Source organism: Arthrobacter sp. ISL-48 (assembly GCF_018613805.1).
GTDB lineage: Bacteria > Actinomycetota > Actinomycetes > Actinomycetales > Micrococcaceae > Arthrobacter.
In genome coordinates, this window is the sequence record NZ_JAGGPL010000011.1 from 1 (window position 1) to 14,749 (window position 14,749).

Genomic DNA, 14,749 nt, shown 5'->3' on the forward strand with positions numbered 1-14,749 from the left:
CATGCGCAAGAAAGGCTGGGAAATCCCCGCCCACCTCGCCCACATCGAGTCCTCCGGCAGCACCCGCCAGGAAGCCAGCTCACTCCTCGCGGCGCATTCCTGACCCCACATTTTCTATGCCTGAGGGCCGGCGCCGGAGTATCTCCGGCGTCCGGCCCTCGGCATTAGTCACGTAGAATTAAGGCACTATGGCGAATTCCCCTGATTCCAGCAACAACGCTTCCGCGGCCACTGACGCCCCGAAGCGCGGCTTCTTCTCGCGCAAGCCGAAAGAAGCAAAGGACAAGAAGCCCAACCGGCTCAAGCAGATCGGCGAGGTTTTCAACATGACCCGCCGGCACGATCCCATGGTCCCGTGGCTGATGCTGCTGGTATTCCTGGGCGTCGTGGCCGTCAGCTTCCTGGTGGGGTACTGGCTGGAGAACTGGATCACAGGTCTGATCATTGGCATCCCGCTGGGACTGCTCGGCGCCACCCTGATCCTTTCCCGTCGGGCTGAACGTGCCGCCTTCGCCCAAATCGAGAACCAGCCCGGCGCCTCGGGTGCAGCCCTGGGCACGCTCAAGCGCGGATGGATCACCGAGGACCAGCCCGTGGCGGTGAACCCGCGTACCCAGGACGCCGTGTTCCGCGCCATCGGCCGCCCCGGCGTCGTCCTGGTCAGCGAAGGCCCCACACATCGGGTCAAGCCCCTGGTTGACGCCGAGCGCAAGCGCCTCGCCAGGATCCTCCCCAACGTCACGGTCCACGTGATCGAAAGCGGCCGGGGCGAGGGCCAGGTCCCCATCAGCCAGGTGGCGAAGAAGATGGGGAAGCTGAAGAATGAACTCACCAAGATGGAGGTCAGCGCTGTGTCCAAGCGGATCTCCTCGCTCGGCACCCGCCTCCCCATCCCCAAGGGCATCGACCCGTACAAGGCCCGTCCCAACCGCGGACGCTAAGAATAATTTGAACCGCCCCGGTTCCGGCTCCAGCCGGGCACCGGGGCGTTTTCGTCTGGGCAGCACTTGCCAGCAGACTTTGAGATCGGAGAACACACATGAAAATGCCCGTGAAAACAGCTGTGATCCGCGCGTTCCGCGTTCTGGCCGTGGGCGAGGCGTTCAGCTGGGCCGCGCTCCTGGCAGGCATGTATTTCAAGTGGATCGCCGGAACGGGTGAGCTCGGAGTGCAGGTCGCCGGTCCCATCCATGGCGCCCTCTCCATCGGCTATGGGACCGCAGCCCTGGCCCTGTGGCGGCTCCAGCGCTGGCCCTTTGCCGTGGCACTGTTCGCGGGCCTGTCAGCGGTGTTCCCGTTTGCGACCATAGCTTTTGAACGCTGGGCCGGGAACCGCGGACATCTCAACGACGAACAGGTACTTCCGGCCCGGGCCCGCGCAACCGCCGGCGTGTAGCACCCCGCCGGTGGCGTTCTGCCGCCGCCGGGAGCGTTGCTGAGGGTTTGGCTACATCCGGATGAGGACGGTGTTCATCGCCTTGTCATGCAGGCCACGCTGGTCCGGATCGAAAATCACTGCAGGAATCACGAGGCACAGCAGCAGCGCCCTCACCAGGCCTGCCACCGGCCCCGGCGTACCGCCGCCGAGCCGCACCACGTGGATGCCCGCCACGCGGTGTCCGATGCTGTAACCCAGGGTTCCCACCAACAGGACCTGCTCCGCAGCGAAGATGCCCAACGTGGCCCAGGAATCACCGGCGAACGCGAAGTTGCTGATCAGCAGGGCGATGCCCCAGTCGATAATGATGGCAACGAGGCGCCGTCCAGCCCTGGCGATCGAGCCCGGGCCCGACTCGGGCAGCCCCAAACGCTCCCCCGGGTATTTGGAGATGCCGGAGGTGTCCGGTCCGCTGAGCCAGGAGCCAATGTCTTTGCGATCTACCACTGTCCAAGCTTAGCGACTCACCACGTTCACAGTGTGGAACCTGTTAGACCACAGTATGGACACCGGATAGCGTTGCCATATCAGGGCATCCTGTAACCTGCCCGAAACAATACGGACACGGACGGGAAATGCCGCGTCCATAGGCTGGTAGCAGTTTCAAGCAATACCTCCAAGCAGGGGAACGCTGTTTCCCTGCCCTTCGGATTGCGCTGGATCAGACGGCTTGCCAGCCAGATATTACATATGCGTAAGGAGCATAGATGTTCAAGACTGCGGACGAAGTCCTCAAGTTCATCAAGGACGAAGATATTAAATTCGTCGATATCCGCTTCACCGACCTTCCCGGCGTTCAGCAGCACTTCAACGTGCCCGCCAAAAGTGTTGACGCGGACTTCTTCGTCAACGGCCAGCTCTTCGACGGATCTTCCATCCGCGGCTTCCAGGGCATCGCCGAATCGGACATGCAGCTGATCCCGGACGTCACCACCGCATTCCTGGACACCTTCCGCATGGAGAAGACCCTTGCGCTGAACTTCTCCATCGTGAACCCCCGCACGGGTGACCCTTACCACCGCGACCCCCGTGGCGTCGCCGAAAAGGCTGAGGCATACCTGGCCTCCACCGGCATTGCGGACACCGCGTTCTTCGCTCCCGAAGCCGAGTTCTTCGTCTTCGACAACGTCCAGTACCAGTCCTCCCCGCAGGGCAGCTTCTACAAGATCGATTCCGAAGAAGCACACTGGAACACCGGCCGCGAAGAAGAAGGTGGAAACCTCGGCTACAAGACCCCCGTCAAGGGCGGTTACTTCCCGGTTTCCCCCACCGACAAGCAGGCCGACCTCCGCGACGCCATGTGTGTCGCCCTGGACGAGGCCGGCCTTGAGGTCGAGCGCAGCCACCACGAGGTCGGTTCCGCCGGCCAGGCTGAAATCAACTACAAGTTCACCACGCTGACCCACGCGGCTGATGACCTGCAGAAGTTCAAGTACGTCGTCAAGAACACCGCAGACGCATGGGGCAAGTCCGTGACCTTCATGCCGAAGCCGATCTTCGCTGACAACGGCTCGGGCATGCACTGCCACCAGTCGCTGTGGAACGGTGGAGAGCCGCTGTTCTACGACGAAAAGGGTTACGCCGGCTTGTCCGACACCGCCCGCTGGTACATCGGCGGCCTGCTCAAGCACGCCTCCGCGGTGCTGGCCTTCACCAACCCGACGGTGAACTCCTACCGCCGCCTGGTCAAGGGCTTCGAAGCCCCGGTCAACATGGTTTACTCGCAGGGCAACCGCTCGGCCGGTATCCGTATCCCCATCACGGGCACCAACCCGAAGGCCAAGCGCATCGAGTTCCGCGCTCCGGACCCCTCCTCCAACCCGTACCTGGCGTTCGCTGCCCAGCTGATGGCCGGCATCGACGGCATCCGCAACCGCATCGAACCCCCCGCTCCGATCGACAAGGACCTCTACGAGCTCCCGGCCGAAGAAGCGAAGGACATCCCCAAGGCTCCGGGCAGCCTGGAGGAAGCGCTGACCGCACTGGAAGAGGACAACGAGTTCCTGCAGGCCGGCGGCGTCTTCACGCAGGACCTGATCGACACCTGGATCGAGTACAAGTACGAGAACGAGATCCGTCCGCTCTCCCTGCGTCCGAACCCGTACGAGTTCGAGCTCTACTACGGCGTCTAGCCGGATCACGCGGCTAGAACGGGCATAGTCCGCACACAGTCCGCAAGAATCCAGATACAGCAAAGGCCGGTCCCAGGTTTCACCACCCGGGACCGGCCTTTTGCTGTGCCGGGCTTCTCTTAGCCGTGCTGCTTAGTCCGCGAGCTCAGCCGCTCTGCTTTGTGCCATGTAATCCAATCCCCTGATGTTAAGACGACTTCCCGCACGCCTGTGAATAATGCACGAAGTCCACTTCGCACGAGTGGGTGTTGTTTGATCAACAATCTAGGCTGAAACCACTGTGGGGAGATGACTTCCCCAGGGTCGTGCTGATCGGAGTTGTTGTGGTGTCTGTTGTTCTTCATCCGGATGTGGCTGTTGCGATTGAGGTGTGTGATCGACTCCGCGCGGGGGGTCTGGCCGTGGTGCCGGAGCCCGACAACGCCGAGTACGGCGCTGTGGTCTCAGCCACCGGTGAGACGCGGTTTCGGGCGGGCAAGCTGACACCGACGAAAGTGGGATTGTTCGTCACGGTGTGGCGGCGGGCCAACGACGGGTCAACCGAACCATTGCCGGCCGAAGACAGTTCGCAGTCGTTGGTGATCGCCGTTCGAGAGGCCGACAATTTGGGGCTCTTTGTTTTCCCGAAGAGCGCACTCGTTGAGCGCGGGATCGTTTCTATTGGTGGCGTTGGCGGCAAGCGTGGGTTTCGGGTGTATCCACCGTGGTCTGCGACGGAAAACCCCCAGGCGAAGCGGTCCCAGAAGTGGCAATGCAGATTCTTCCTTGATCTGGGCAATGGGGACGTCGACTCGCAACGGGCGCGCCGTCTCTTTGACGCGACCTAGGCGTTGCTCAGAAATTGCGCATTAAGGGGTCGGAAAACGATCACCGACACCCCGGCACCGAAGTCCGCCCGGGCCGTTTGCAACCGCAGACGGCCCGGGCGGACTTTTTGGTTCCGGGGAACGTACAAAGGTGGAGGCTGGCTCCAGACGTGCTGAAACCGGGAGCCAGCCCCCTGACAGGTGCTCCCCGAGACGAAGACTGTTCAAGCCTTCCCCCCAACAAGGTTTGAAGAACACTGCCAATCCACATAATCGGGCAATGTGGAGCGCTAGGCAATGCCTCGGCCAGGACATTAGGGCAAAAAGCTCCGGAACATGGTCCGCTGCGGGCCGGAACTGCCGCCCAGGTATGCTCCGTAGTCCGCAAAACCGGCACGGCGGTAGGCGGACAGTCCCGCGGGATTACGCTCGTTGACCGAAAGTACGACGCCGGCCTCGCCGCCCGCGTGCCTCGCGGTCAGTTTTGCGGCGGCGTCCACTGCTGCTGCTGCAGCAAGGGGCCCGAGCCCCTTGCCCTGCTGCCGCCGGTCGATCAGGAATCCTCGCAGCAGCCATGCCGACTCGTCGTCCGGCCACCCCGCCAGCCGCGCCGCACCGGATTGGAGTGTCAGCACGCCCACCGCTTCCCCACCAGCCTCGATGACATACGGACGCCTTGCCTGCTCGGCAAGACCCACCAAGGCCATGCGCAGCGGGTCGCCCACAAAGTCGTCCTGGCCGGGGGCGAGTTCCAGAGCGGCAACAGCACCAAGCTGGATGGCGCAGGCATCTGGATCGAGGTCATCCAGGGGAATCAGCCAGACGGAGGTCTCCATGCCGTTCAGCTGGTGGACGTTCCGGAGTCCGCCGGAGCTGCCCCGTCCGCAGGCGGGCCTGCCGGATCCATCCACATGACCTCCCATAGATGGCCGTCCGGGTCCTGGAAGCTGTGGTTGTACATGAAGCCGTAGTCCTGGACTTCCTGGGAGGGCGTCCCCCCGGCGGCCAGGGCCTTCCGGACCGTTTCGTCCACGGCTTCCCTGCTGTCAGCCGAGAACGCCATGATGGCCTCCGTGGAGCCGGTGGCATCTGCAACGTTCTTGGAAGTGAAGGTTTTGAAGAAACCCTCCACGAGGAGCATGACAAAAGCGTTGTCATTGATGATCATGCAGGTGGCGTTTTCGTCCGTGAAGTCCGGGTTGAAGGAGAAGCCAAGGGCGGTAAAAAAGTCCACGGACCGCTTAAGGTCCTTGACGGGCAGGTTCAGGTAGATTTGCGTAGCCATGGGCTCAACGTAGCATCGGCCCGCAGCCGCTGTCAGCCGCACATCCCTGCCAGGCGCTAGTGACCGTAGAAGACCTTTTCAAATACGGCGCGGGCACGCCGGCTGATTCGGAGGTAGTCCTCTTCCAGTGCAGCCGCGTGGCCCGGCTCGTAGCCGCACCAGCGGGCCACGGCCTCCAGGTCCCGCCGGGAGGAAGGAAGCAGGTCCGAAGCCCTGCCGCTCCAGATGACGTTGGCTGACCTGATCCTGCTGGCAAGCCGCCACGCGTCTGCCAACAGCTGCGCGTCGTCCCTGGTTAGCAGGTTCAGGGAGGCGGCCGCCTCAAGCGCCTCCACGGTCGATGTGGTCCGCAGTTCAGCGTGCTTGCCTGCATGCTGCAGCTGGAAGAGCTGCACCAGCCACTCGACGTCGCTGAGGCCCCCGCGTCCCAACTTTAGGTGGCGGGCGGGATCGGCTCCACGGGGCAGGCGTTCCGCTTCAACCCGGGCCTTCACGCGCCGGATCTCACGCACGTCCTGGTCCGAAATCGACTCGGGGTACCTGATGGGGTTGATGAGTTCGAGGAAGTCGTGGGCAAGCTGGTCGTCTCCGGCCATGGGGCGGGCCCGCAAGAGTGCCTGCGCCTCCCAGATGAGGGACCACCGCCGGTAGTATTCCGCGAACGAATCAAGCGAGCGGACCATCGCGCCGCTCTTTCCTTCCGGGCGGAGGTCTGCATCCACTTGGAGGACACGTTCGGCCTTGATCGCCGGCTTCAGCGGCTGGGTAAGCAGGCTGGAGACCTTGGCAACAATCCGGGCGGCCTGTTCCTGTGCTTCTTCTTCCGCATATCCAGGCAGCGCACGGTGAACGTACATCACGTCAGCGTCCGAGCCGTAGCCGATCTCCCGGCCGCCCTGGCGGCCCATGGCCACCACCAGCACGGCAGTTTTGAGAGGGCCCCTGGCCGAGACAATGCCCTCAGCCACGCGCAGGGCGCCCAGCACGGCCGCCCTGTCGTTGTCAGCCAGTGCGGCGCCCACCTGGTCCTGGCCCAGGAGTCCCGCCGAATCGGCGACGGCGATCCTGAGGATCTCCCGCCGGCGGATGAGCCGGATCAGCCGCATGGCGCTCTCCGGATCGGCGTGGCGGGACATCTTGGAGGTGATCTCCTGCCACTGGGCCTCGAAGCTCAGCGGCAAGAGATCCCTGTCCTGTCCAAGCCACGCCACCGACTCGGGCGAGACTTCCAGCAGGTCCGAGATGAGCCGCGAGTTGGAGAGGACATGGCACAGCCGCTCGGCCGCGGCCTTGGAATCCCTGAGCATGCCGAGGTACCAGTGAGTAGTCCCCAGAGTCTCGCTGACGCGGCGGAAGGCGAGCAGGCCGGCGTCGGGATCGACGCCTTCGGCGAGCCAGTCCAGCAGGATGGGCAACAGCTGGCGCTGCAGGGCCGCGCGCCGGCTGACACCTGCGGTGAGCGCCTCGATATGGCGCATGGCGCCCTGCGGATCGCCGTAACCGAGCGCCGCGAGGCGGCCTTGGGCGGCCTCGGGCGTGAGCCTGGCGTCCTCGCTGCTGAGCTTGGCGGCAGTGTTGAGCAGGGGCCTGTAAAAGATGCGCTCATGCAGCTCGCGCACGGAACGCTTGGTCTTGTGCCAGGCGGCCAGCAAGGCGTCAGGGTGCGGACGTTCATTGGAAAACGGCCCCAGCACTGCCTTGGCCAGGGCACGGAGCGCCGGTTCGCCAACCGGCATCAGGTGGGTCCGGCGGAGCTGGAACAACTGGATCCGGTGCTCCAGAAGCCGCAGGTACCGGTAGGCATGGTCGAATCCGGCGGCGTCGGCCCGGCCGATGTAGCCACCTGCCGATAAAGCCGCAATGGCCGAGGTGGTGTCGCGGTGCCGGAGTGATTCGTCGGATTTACCGTGGACCAGCTGCAGCAGTTGGACGGTGAACTCAACATCCCGGAGGCCGCCGCGGCCAAGTTTGATCTGCCGCTGTTCCTCCGCGGCCGGGATGTGTTCCGTCACTCGCCGCCGCATGGCCTGGACCGATTCGACAAACCCGTCCCTGCCGGCGGAGCTCCAGATCAGCGGTGCCACCGCATTCTCGTAGCGTTGGCCCAGTCCGGTGTCCCCGGCGATGGTCCGCGCCTTCAGGAGCGCCTGGAACTCCCAGCTCTCGGCCCAGCGTGCATAGTACGTTTCATGGGAGGCCAGGGTGCGGACCAGCGGGCCGGATTTACCCTCAGGCCGCAGGTTGGCGTCGACTTCCCAGAGGCCGGGCTCCCTCGCGATGGATGAAATTGCCCGCGAGATCCCGGTGGCCAGCGCGTTTCCTATGGTGCTGGCCCGGGCATCGTCCAGTTCGCCGGACTCGATGACGTAGATGACGTCGACGTCGGAAATATAGTTAAGCTCCCGCGCGCCGCATTTGCCCATGCCGATGACGGCAAGACCTACATCTGCCACGTCCGCCGCACCGAACTGATCGGCGGCCTCGGCGCGTGAAACTGCCAGCGCGGCCTCGATGGCCGCGCCGGCAAGGTCTGCGAGTTCGGCCCCGACGGCCGGCATGAAGTCCAGCGGGTCGGCGGCACACAGGTCCTTGACGGCGAGGTCCACTACTCCTCGCCGGTATGCCGTCCGCAGCGCCGCGTACGCCTCGGTTCCGGAGATTCCGGCAACAGGCCTGGCGGACCGTGGATCGGCCCGGACGGACTTCAGAAGGGCGGTGCGGAGCTGTTCCGGTTCTGCTTGCAGGGGTTCAGGGCTTGCGGTGACCTCGAAGGCGTCAAGGTGCTCCGGATGCCGGATGAGGAACTCCCCCAAGGCCTCCGAGGCCCCCAGTACCCGGTACAGCGGCTCGCTGGTTTCCGGGTCCGCCGCCGCGAGCTTCCGCAGGTCCGGGTGTTTTTCAATCAGCCTGACAAGCGACTGGAGGGCGGTGTCGGGGCTGGCCGCCATCTGGAGGCCCGCGAAGAGCCTGTCCTGGTCCAGGCCGTCCAGTTCGGGGGCGGCAAGGAAGCGCTCGCCCTTTTCCAGGTCACTGAAACCGGCCGAGATGAGGCGGCGGGCAAGGCTCATCGCCGCACGCTACAGAATGCCCAGGTTGCGCTGCAGTTCGTAGGGCGTCACCTGGAGCCTGTAGTCCTGCCACTCCGCGCGCTTATTGCGCAAGAAGTGCTCGAAGACCTGCTCGCCAAGGATCTGGGGCAGGAGTTCCGATTCCTCCATGGACCGGATGGCGTCGTGGAGGCTGGCCGGCAGGGGGTCGTGGCCCATGGCGCGGCGCTCAGCAGAGCTCAACGACCAGACGTCGTCCTCTGCGGCGGCTGGCAATTCATAGCCCTCCTCGATTCCCTTCAGGCCAGCGCCCAGGAGGACTGCGAAGGCGAGGTACGGGTTGGCAGCTGAATCAATGCCGCGGTATTCGATGCGCGCGGACTGTCCCTTGCCGGGCTTATACAGCGGCACCCGGACCAGCGCGGAGCGGTTGTTGTGTCCCCAGCTGAGGTAGCTGGGGGCCTCCCCGCCGCCCCACAGCCGCTTGTAGGAGTTGACGAACTGGTTGGTCACCGCTGTGAACTCAGGCGCATGCTTGAGGATGCCGGCGATGAACTGCCGGGCCGTCTTTGACAGCTGGAACTCCGCGCCAGCCTCGTAGAAAGCATTCGTGTCGCCCTCGAACAGGGAGAAATGCGTATGCATCCCTGAGCCGGGGTGGGCCGTGAAGGGCTTGGGCATGAACGTCGCGTACGTGCCCTGCTGCAGGGCAACTTCCTTGATGACCGTACGGAACGTCATAATGTTGTCCGCAGTCTGCAGGGCGTCCGCGTAACGGAGGTCGATCTCGTTCTGGCCCGGGCCTGCCTCGTGGTGGCTGAACTCGACCGATATACCCACGGATTCCAGCATGGTCACGGCCGTGCGGCGGAAGTCCTGGGCCACGCCCCCGGGCACATGGTCAAAGTAGCCGCCCTCGTCCACCGGGACGGGCGAACCGTCAGGGCCGGGTTCCTGGGACTTGAGGAGGTAGAACTCGATTTCAGGATGCGTGTAGCACGTGAATCCCATGTCCGCGGCCTTCGCCAGCGTGCGCTTGAGGACATTGCGGGGGTCTGCGGCGGACGGCTCGCCGTCCGGTGTCAGGATGTCGCAGAACATCCGCGACGTCTGCTCGGTCTCGCCACGCCACGGCAGGATCTGGAAGGTGGAGGGATCCGGCTGGGCGAGCATGTCGGATTCAAAGACCCGGGCCAGGCCTTCAATGGCGGAGCCGTCAAAGCCGAGGCCCTCCTCAAAAGCACCCTCAACCTCGGCCGGGGCAAGCGCCACGGACTTGAGGGACCCTACGACGTCGGTGAACCACAGGCGTACAAACCGTACGTCGCGCTCTTCGATTGTGCGCAGGACAAACTCTTGCTGGCGGTCCATGAAGCCTCTTCTCCGGTCAACGTCCATGCTCCGGTCCGCAAGGGAGGAAGCCGGCAGCAGTTCACAAACACTTTACTAAGCAATTGCCGCCAATGCGGGAGCCGGCCTCCCACGTAACACAGCGTTTACACGGCAATGACGCCAAGAAGCCTCCCGCAACCCCGGACTGACTGCGTGATGGCGCCTGCACAGCCTCGGAATATGACGCGAATCACCCACGTCGGCGTCTGCAGGCTGTAGCTCGGACCCCGGGTACCGCATTACGCTCTAGCCATGGCCTCAAGCAACAGTTCTGACTCACGCGCGTCCGCTGAAGTACCCGCACCCTACGGCAACGGACCGGGGCAGGCACAGTCGCCGTCGTCGGAACCGGCCCCCAAGCCGGCGCCCAAGGTCCGTATCCACCACCTCCAGCAGGCCAAGAACGACGGCACGCATTTCGCGATGCTCACCGCCTACGAGCAGTACACCGCGGAGATCTTCGACCAGGCCGGCATCGAGGTGCTGCTGATCGGCGATTCAGCGTCCAACAACGTCTTCGGCAACGAAACCAGCCTGCCGGTCACGGTGGACGAGCTGCTTCCGCTGTGCCGGGCCGTGGCCCGGTCCGCCAAGCGCTCCCTGGTGGTGGCCGACCTGCCATTCGGCAGCTACGAAGTATCGGCCCAACAGGGCGTTGCCACCGGCGTCCGTTTCCTCAAAGAGGGGCTGGTCCACGCCGTCAAGATCGAGGGCGGCAAGTTCTACGCGGAGACAGTCCGTGCCATGGTCCAGGCCGGCATCCCCGTGATGGCGCACATCGGCTTCACTCCGCAGAGCGAACACGCGCTGGGGGGCTACCGTGTGCAGGGCCGCGGCGACGACGCGCAGCGCCTGATTGACGACGCTGTCGCGCTTGCAGAGGCCGGCGCGTTCTGCGTGCTGATGGAAATGGTTCCGGCGGACACCGCCGCCGCCGTTGACGCTGCGGTCAGCGTTCCGACCATCGGCATCGGTGCGGGCAACTCCACCACCGGGCAGGTGCTGGTCTGGCAGGACATGGCTGGCCTGCGGGGCGGCCGGATGGCGAAGTTTGTCAAGCAATACGCCGACCTCCGCACCACGCTCAGCGATGCAGCGAAAGCCTACGGCGACGACGTCCGGTCAGGCCAGTTCCCCGGTCCCGAGCACTCCTTCTAGAGCAGGAGCGGGGAGCGTCCTAGTCGTCGTCGCCCTTGTCCCAGGCTTCGTTGCGGGCCCGGACCTTCTCCAGAGCGTGCTCAGCCTCTTCCCGGGTCTTGTACGGGCCAATGAGCTGACTCCAGTCCGAAAGGGCATCCTCTTCTACCTCGTGGGTGTTCACGTTGTACCAGTACTCAGTCATCGTTGTTCCTCGTTCCGCTGGTAGGTGCCGGCTGCGGAGTGCCACGGCGTGATCCACGTAACGTAAACCCCTACGCGGACCAGTTGCGCCCTCCGGTTACTTGGCGATCTGCGGTGCCTTATATGATCAATCTATGCCTTCCCACGCCTCGACTGCACCCACCGGCACCCTCACGCCGGGAACCGTCAGCCCGCAGCTCCCAGTTCCGGCGTCCATACCGCGACCCGAATATGTTGGCAAGCCCGGCCCTGCCAAATTCACCGGCTCCGAGGTCAAACCGGCCGAGACCATCGAGAAGATCAGGATCGCCAGCAGGATCGCCGCCCAGGCCATCGTTGAGGTGGGCAATCACATCAGGCCGGGCGTCACCACCGACCAGCTGGACAAGGTAGGCCACGAATTCCTCCTCGACCACAAGGCCTACCCGTCCACGCTCGGCTACCGTGGATTTCCCAAGTCCCTGTGTTCTTCCCTGAATGAAGTCATCTGCCACGGCATCCCGGACAGCACGCTGGTCCAGGAGGGCGACATCATCAATATCGACATCACTGCCTTCATTGACGGAGTGCATGGCGACACCAACTACACCTTCCTGGTGGGCGACGTCGACGAAGAATCCCGTCTGCTCGTCGAACGCACTCAGGAATCGCTCAACAGGGCCATCAAAGCAGTGGCGCCCGGCCGCGAAATCAACGTGATCGGCCGCGCCATCCAGTCCTATGCCAAGCGTTTCGGCTACGGTGTGGTGCGGGACTTCACCGGCCACGGGGTGGGCGAAGCCTTCCACACCGGGCTCATCATCCCGCACTACGATGCGGCCCCGGCCTACAACACCGTGATCGAAGCAGGAATGGTTTTCACGATCGAGCCCATGCTGACGCTTGGCACCGTGGAATGGGACATGTGGCCCGACGACTGGACCGTGGTCACCCGCGACCGCAAGCGGACCGCCCAGTTCGAACACACACTGCTGGTGACCGAAGCCGGCGCCGAAATCCTGACCCTGCCCTGATCATTGCCTGAAATCGGTCAGCCGTCCGGCTGCCCTGCCCGCCCACTGCCACGAACGGAACCACATTGGCCAAGAAGGACGAGAAGTCGCACAAGCACGCTCCGCTGATCGGCATCGACATCGGCGGCACGGGAATCAAGGGCGGCATTGTCGACCTGAAGAAGGGCAAGCTCGTGGGCGAACGGTTCCGTGTGCCCACCCCGCAGCCTGCCACTCCGGCCGCTGTGGCGGAAGTCGTGGCGCAGGTCGTGGCGGAGCTTTCCGCCCGCCCGGAGGCTCCGGAAGCAGGCTCGCCGATTGGCGTCACCTTTCCCGGCATCATCCAGCACGGGGTGGTCCACTCGGCGGCCAACGTGGACAAGAGCTGGCTGGACACCGACATCGATGGCCTGCTCACCGCGCGGCTGGGACGGCCGGTTGAGGTCATCAATGACGCCGACGCTGCCGGTCTTGCCGAAGCCCGCTACGGTGCCGGCGAGGGCGTCGATGGCACGGTCCTGGTGATCACGCTGGGCACCGGAATCGGGTCCGCATTCATCTTCAACGGCCACCTGGTCCCCAACGCGGAACTGGGCCACCTGGAGATCGACGGCTTTGACGCCGAAACCAAGGCCTCGGCCGTGGCACGCGAGCGTGACGGCCTGAGCTGGGAGGAGTACAGCGTGCTGCTGCAGCGCTACTTCTCCCACGTCGAATTCCTGTTCTCCCCCGAACTCTTTATCGTGGGCGGCGGCATCTCAAAGCGCGCCGACGAGTACCTGCCCAACCTCAAGCTCCGCACGCCCATCGTGCCGGCCGAGCTGAAGAACGAGGCCGGGATCGTGGGCGCAGCCCTTGAAATCGCCGTGAAGCACAAGCTGCACAAATAAGCGGTGACTTCTTCGAAGGGGGCTTCGTCCGGGGTCATGATCGTCACCGGGGCCAGCCGTGGCATCGGCGCTGCCATCGCACTTCGCGCCACACGGGCCGGGTACGCCGTCGTCGTGAATTATTCAGCGGATGCCGACGGCGCCAGGTCAGTGGTGCAGGAGATTACGGCCGACGGCGGCACCGCCGCCGCTGTCCAGGCTGACGTCAGCGATCCCGCCGCAGTCAAGGGGATGTTCGACGCCGCGGCCCGGTTGGGGAGGCTCTCCGCGGTGGTCAACAACGCCGGAATCACCGGAAACCTGATCGGCAAACTCGCCGATGTCCCTGCTGACACGGTGCGACGGGTCATGGAAGTCAACGTGTCCGGCCTGATCTATGTCTGCCAAGAAGCCGTCCGCAGGCTCGGCGAAGACGGGCACGGCGCTGGCGGCTCCATCGTCAATATCTCCTCCACGGCCACCAAGGCCGGTTCACCCGGTACCTGGGCGCATTACGCGGCGTCCAAGGGCGCCGTCGATGTCCTCACTGTGGGGCTGGCGGCTGAGGTGGCTGCCCAGGGCATCCGGGTCAACTGCGTGGCTCCGGGCAGCACCAATACGGGGCTGCATGCAGCGGCGGGAATGCCCGATCGCGTGCAGCGGCTGAATCCAACCATTCCGATGGGGCGCGGTGCGGAGCCGGACGAGGTCGCGGCAGCGGTGATGTGGCTCATGTCCGCTGAGGCCGGGTACATTACCGGCGCCGTGTTGCCTGTCTCGGGTGGCCGGTAGGCGGACCCATCGTCTAAACGTGGTGGTGCCGGTGGTGGCTGCGGCTTCCCCTCCGCTGCCACCACCGGAGTTACAGGGGGCTCTTTTCGGAGCCCTTTAGGCTCTTTGATGCCCCTTCGCCCAGAGCCGTGAGTTCCTTGGCTTCCTCTTCGGACTCGTGGCGGAGGAGCGAAATTGCCGTCTCGAAGTCCTCAAGGGATTCGAAGGCCTGGTACACACTGGCGAAGCGCAGGTAGGCCACTTTGTCCAGCTTCTGCAATGGCCCCAGGATCGCCAGGCCCACTTCGTGGGCGTCGATTTCGGCGGCACCCGACGCCCGGATCTGTTCCTCGACCTCCTGGGCGAGGAGCGCGAGATCGTCCTCGCTGACGGGACGGCCCTGGCATGCCTTGCGTACGCCGTTAATGACCTTGCTGCGACTGAAGGGCTCTCCCACTCCGGAGCGCTTGATCACCGATAGGCTGGTGGTTTCCACGGTGGTGAAGCGACGGCCACATTCGGGGCACTGCCTGCGGCGCCTGATGGCTGAGCCGTCGTCGGCCATGCGGCTGTCCACGACGCGGGAGTCGGGATTGCGGCAGAACGGACAGTACATGGAATCCCCTCTCCCAAGCCGATGGCGCCCTGCGGGCCGGTCTTCGGCTACCAGTCTACG

15 protein-coding genes and 1 pseudogene are annotated in these 14,749 nt (G+C 64.4%); 9 read left to right on the top strand and 7 right to left on the bottom strand.

The window, feature by feature from the left end; all coding sequences use genetic code 11:
* The 3 genes and pseudogenes from J7E83_RS21175 to J7E83_RS11870 form a co-directional block, all read left to right on the top strand.
* Positions 1 to 103 (top strand): annotated as a pseudogene (locus J7E83_RS21175) (lipoyl synthase); the annotation flags it as partial.
* Between the two features lie 85 nt (positions 104 to 188).
* Positions 189 to 941: a DUF4191 domain-containing protein gene (locus J7E83_RS11865; RefSeq protein ID WP_214962303.1), complete on the top strand. Its 753-nt coding sequence runs from the start codon at positions 189 to 191 to the stop codon at positions 939 to 941.
* Between the two features lie 104 nt (positions 942 to 1,045).
* Entirely contained in the window at positions 1,046 to 1,396 is a 351-nt protein-coding gene (locus J7E83_RS11870) for a DUF3817 domain-containing protein (protein ID WP_214962305.1), read from the top strand.
* Positions 1,397 to 1,447: 51 nt separating this feature from the next.
* Here the strand turns inward: J7E83_RS11870 and J7E83_RS11875 are convergent, their stop codons facing one another.
* Positions 1,448 to 1,885, bottom strand: a complete 438-nt coding sequence (locus J7E83_RS11875; RefSeq protein WP_214962307.1) for an RDD family protein — start codon at positions 1,883 to 1,885, stop codon at positions 1,448 to 1,450.
* Between the two features lie 260 nt (positions 1,886 to 2,145).
* Here J7E83_RS11875 and glnA (J7E83_RS11880) point away from each other — a divergent pair, with 260 nt between their 5' ends.
* Together glnA (J7E83_RS11880) and J7E83_RS11885 are read left to right on the top strand one after the other, a co-directional pair.
* Positions 2,146 to 3,570, top strand: a complete 1,425-nt coding sequence (gene glnA / locus J7E83_RS11880) for a type I glutamate--ammonia ligase (protein WP_214962309.1) — start codon at positions 2,146 to 2,148, stop codon at positions 3,568 to 3,570.
* Positions 3,571 to 3,815: 245 nt separating this feature from the next.
* On the top strand, positions 3,816 to 4,397 hold the full coding sequence (locus J7E83_RS11885; RefSeq protein ID WP_311379653.1) for a MepB family protein: 582 nt from the start codon (positions 3,816 to 3,818) through the stop codon (positions 4,395 to 4,397).
* Positions 4,398 to 4,690: 293 nt separating this feature from the next.
* On the opposite strand, the gene J7E83_RS11890 is transcribed toward J7E83_RS11885, so the two are convergent.
* The 4 genes from J7E83_RS11890 to glnA (J7E83_RS11905) are packed head-to-tail and all read right to left on the bottom strand — an operon-like array spanning position 4,691 to position 10,079.
* On the bottom strand, positions 4,691 to 5,212 hold the full coding sequence (locus tag J7E83_RS11890) for a GNAT family N-acetyltransferase (protein ID WP_214962311.1): 522 nt from the start codon (positions 5,210 to 5,212) through the stop codon (positions 4,691 to 4,693).
* A 5-nt stretch (positions 5,213 to 5,217) separates the two neighbouring features.
* Positions 5,218 to 5,661: a VOC family protein gene (locus J7E83_RS11895; protein ID WP_214962313.1), complete on the bottom strand. Its 444-nt coding sequence runs from the start codon at positions 5,659 to 5,661 to the stop codon at positions 5,218 to 5,220.
* Between the two features lie 56 nt (positions 5,662 to 5,717).
* Complete coding sequence (locus J7E83_RS11900; protein ID WP_214962321.1) at positions 5,718 to 8,729, bottom strand: bifunctional [glutamine synthetase] adenylyltransferase/[glutamine synthetase]-adenylyl-L-tyrosine phosphorylase; 3,012 nt, start codon at positions 8,727 to 8,729, stop codon at positions 5,718 to 5,720.
* Positions 8,730 to 8,738: 9 nt separating this feature from the next.
* Positions 8,739 to 10,079 (bottom strand): type I glutamate--ammonia ligase, encoded by a 1,341-nt coding sequence (glnA, locus tag J7E83_RS11905; protein ID WP_214962323.1) that lies wholly within the window; start codon positions 10,077 to 10,079, stop codon positions 8,739 to 8,741.
* A gap of 273 nt (positions 10,080 to 10,352) precedes the next feature.
* Between glnA (J7E83_RS11905) and panB the strand changes: the two genes are divergently transcribed.
* Positions 10,353 to 11,258 (top strand): 3-methyl-2-oxobutanoate hydroxymethyltransferase, encoded by a 906-nt coding sequence (gene panB / locus J7E83_RS11910; protein WP_214962325.1) that lies wholly within the window; start codon positions 10,353 to 10,355, stop codon positions 11,256 to 11,258.
* A 19-nt stretch (positions 11,259 to 11,277) separates the two neighbouring features.
* On the opposite strand, the gene J7E83_RS11915 is transcribed toward panB, so the two are convergent.
* Complete coding sequence (locus tag J7E83_RS11915) at positions 11,278 to 11,442, bottom strand: SPOR domain-containing protein (RefSeq protein WP_214962327.1); 165 nt, start codon at positions 11,440 to 11,442, stop codon at positions 11,278 to 11,280.
* A gap of 133 nt (positions 11,443 to 11,575) precedes the next feature.
* Between J7E83_RS11915 and map the strand changes: the two genes are divergently transcribed.
* The 3 genes from map (at position 11,576) to J7E83_RS11930 (ending at position 14,094) form a co-directional block, all read left to right on the top strand.
* A complete protein-coding gene (gene map, locus J7E83_RS11920) occupies positions 11,576 to 12,454 on the top strand; it encodes a type I methionyl aminopeptidase (protein WP_214962328.1) in 879 nt (292 codons plus the stop codon).
* Positions 12,455 to 12,519: 65 nt separating this feature from the next.
* The gene (ppgK, locus tag J7E83_RS11925; RefSeq protein WP_214962330.1) at positions 12,520 to 13,323 is read left to right on the top strand and encodes a polyphosphate--glucose phosphotransferase; all 804 of its coding nucleotides are present in this window, start codon (positions 12,520 to 12,522) and stop codon (positions 13,321 to 13,323) included.
* Between the two features lie 36 nt (positions 13,324 to 13,359).
* Positions 13,360 to 14,094, top strand: a complete 735-nt coding sequence (locus J7E83_RS11930) for an SDR family oxidoreductase (RefSeq protein ID WP_214962463.1) — start codon at positions 13,360 to 13,362, stop codon at positions 14,092 to 14,094.
* A gap of 70 nt (positions 14,095 to 14,164) precedes the next feature.
* Here J7E83_RS11930 and nrdR read toward each other — a convergent pair whose 3' ends face one another.
* Positions 14,165 to 14,689 carry a transcriptional regulator NrdR gene (gene nrdR / locus J7E83_RS11935; protein ID WP_214962332.1) on the bottom strand — a complete coding sequence of 175 codons (525 nt, stop codon included), beginning with the start codon at positions 14,687 to 14,689 and terminating at the stop codon, positions 14,165 to 14,167.
* Positions 14,690 to 14,749: the final 60 nt, after the last annotated feature.

Excerpts from the sequence above, each read along its gene's own strand:
- J7E83_RS11865 (WP_214962303.1), top strand. The coding sequence starts at position 189 with ATGGCGAATTCCCCTGATTCCAGCAACAACGCTTCCGCGGCCACTGAC.
- J7E83_RS11870 (WP_214962305.1), top strand. The coding sequence starts at position 1,046 with ATGCCCGTGAAAACAGCTGTGATCCGCGCGTTCCGCGTTCTGGCCGTG.
- glnA (WP_214962309.1), top strand. The coding sequence starts at position 2,146 with ATGTTCAAGACTGCGGACGAAGTCCTCAAGTTCATCAAGGACGAAGAT.
- J7E83_RS11890 (WP_214962311.1), bottom strand. The coding sequence starts at position 5,212 with ATGGAGACCTCCGTCTGGCTGATTCCCCTGGATGACCTCGATCCAGAT.
- J7E83_RS11895 (WP_214962313.1), bottom strand. The coding sequence starts at position 5,661 with ATGGCTACGCAAATCTACCTGAACCTGCCCGTCAAGGACCTTAAGCGG.
- J7E83_RS11900 (WP_214962321.1), bottom strand. The coding sequence starts at position 8,729 with ATGAGCCTTGCCCGCCGCCTCATCTCGGCCGGTTTCAGTGACCTGGAA.
- glnA (WP_214962323.1), bottom strand. The coding sequence starts at position 10,079 with ATGGACCGCCAGCAAGAGTTTGTCCTGCGCACAATCGAAGAGCGCGAC.
- panB (WP_214962325.1), top strand. The coding sequence starts at position 10,353 with ATGGCCTCAAGCAACAGTTCTGACTCACGCGCGTCCGCTGAAGTACCC.
- J7E83_RS11915 (WP_214962327.1), bottom strand. The coding sequence starts at position 11,442 with ATGACTGAGTACTGGTACAACGTGAACACCCACGAGGTAGAAGAGGAT.
- map (WP_214962328.1), top strand. The coding sequence starts at position 11,576 with ATGCCTTCCCACGCCTCGACTGCACCCACCGGCACCCTCACGCCGGGA.
- J7E83_RS11930 (WP_214962463.1), top strand. The coding sequence starts at position 13,360 with ATGATCGTCACCGGGGCCAGCCGTGGCATCGGCGCTGCCATCGCACTT.
- nrdR (WP_214962332.1), bottom strand. The coding sequence starts at position 14,689 with ATGTACTGTCCGTTCTGCCGCAATCCCGACTCCCGCGTCGTGGACAGC.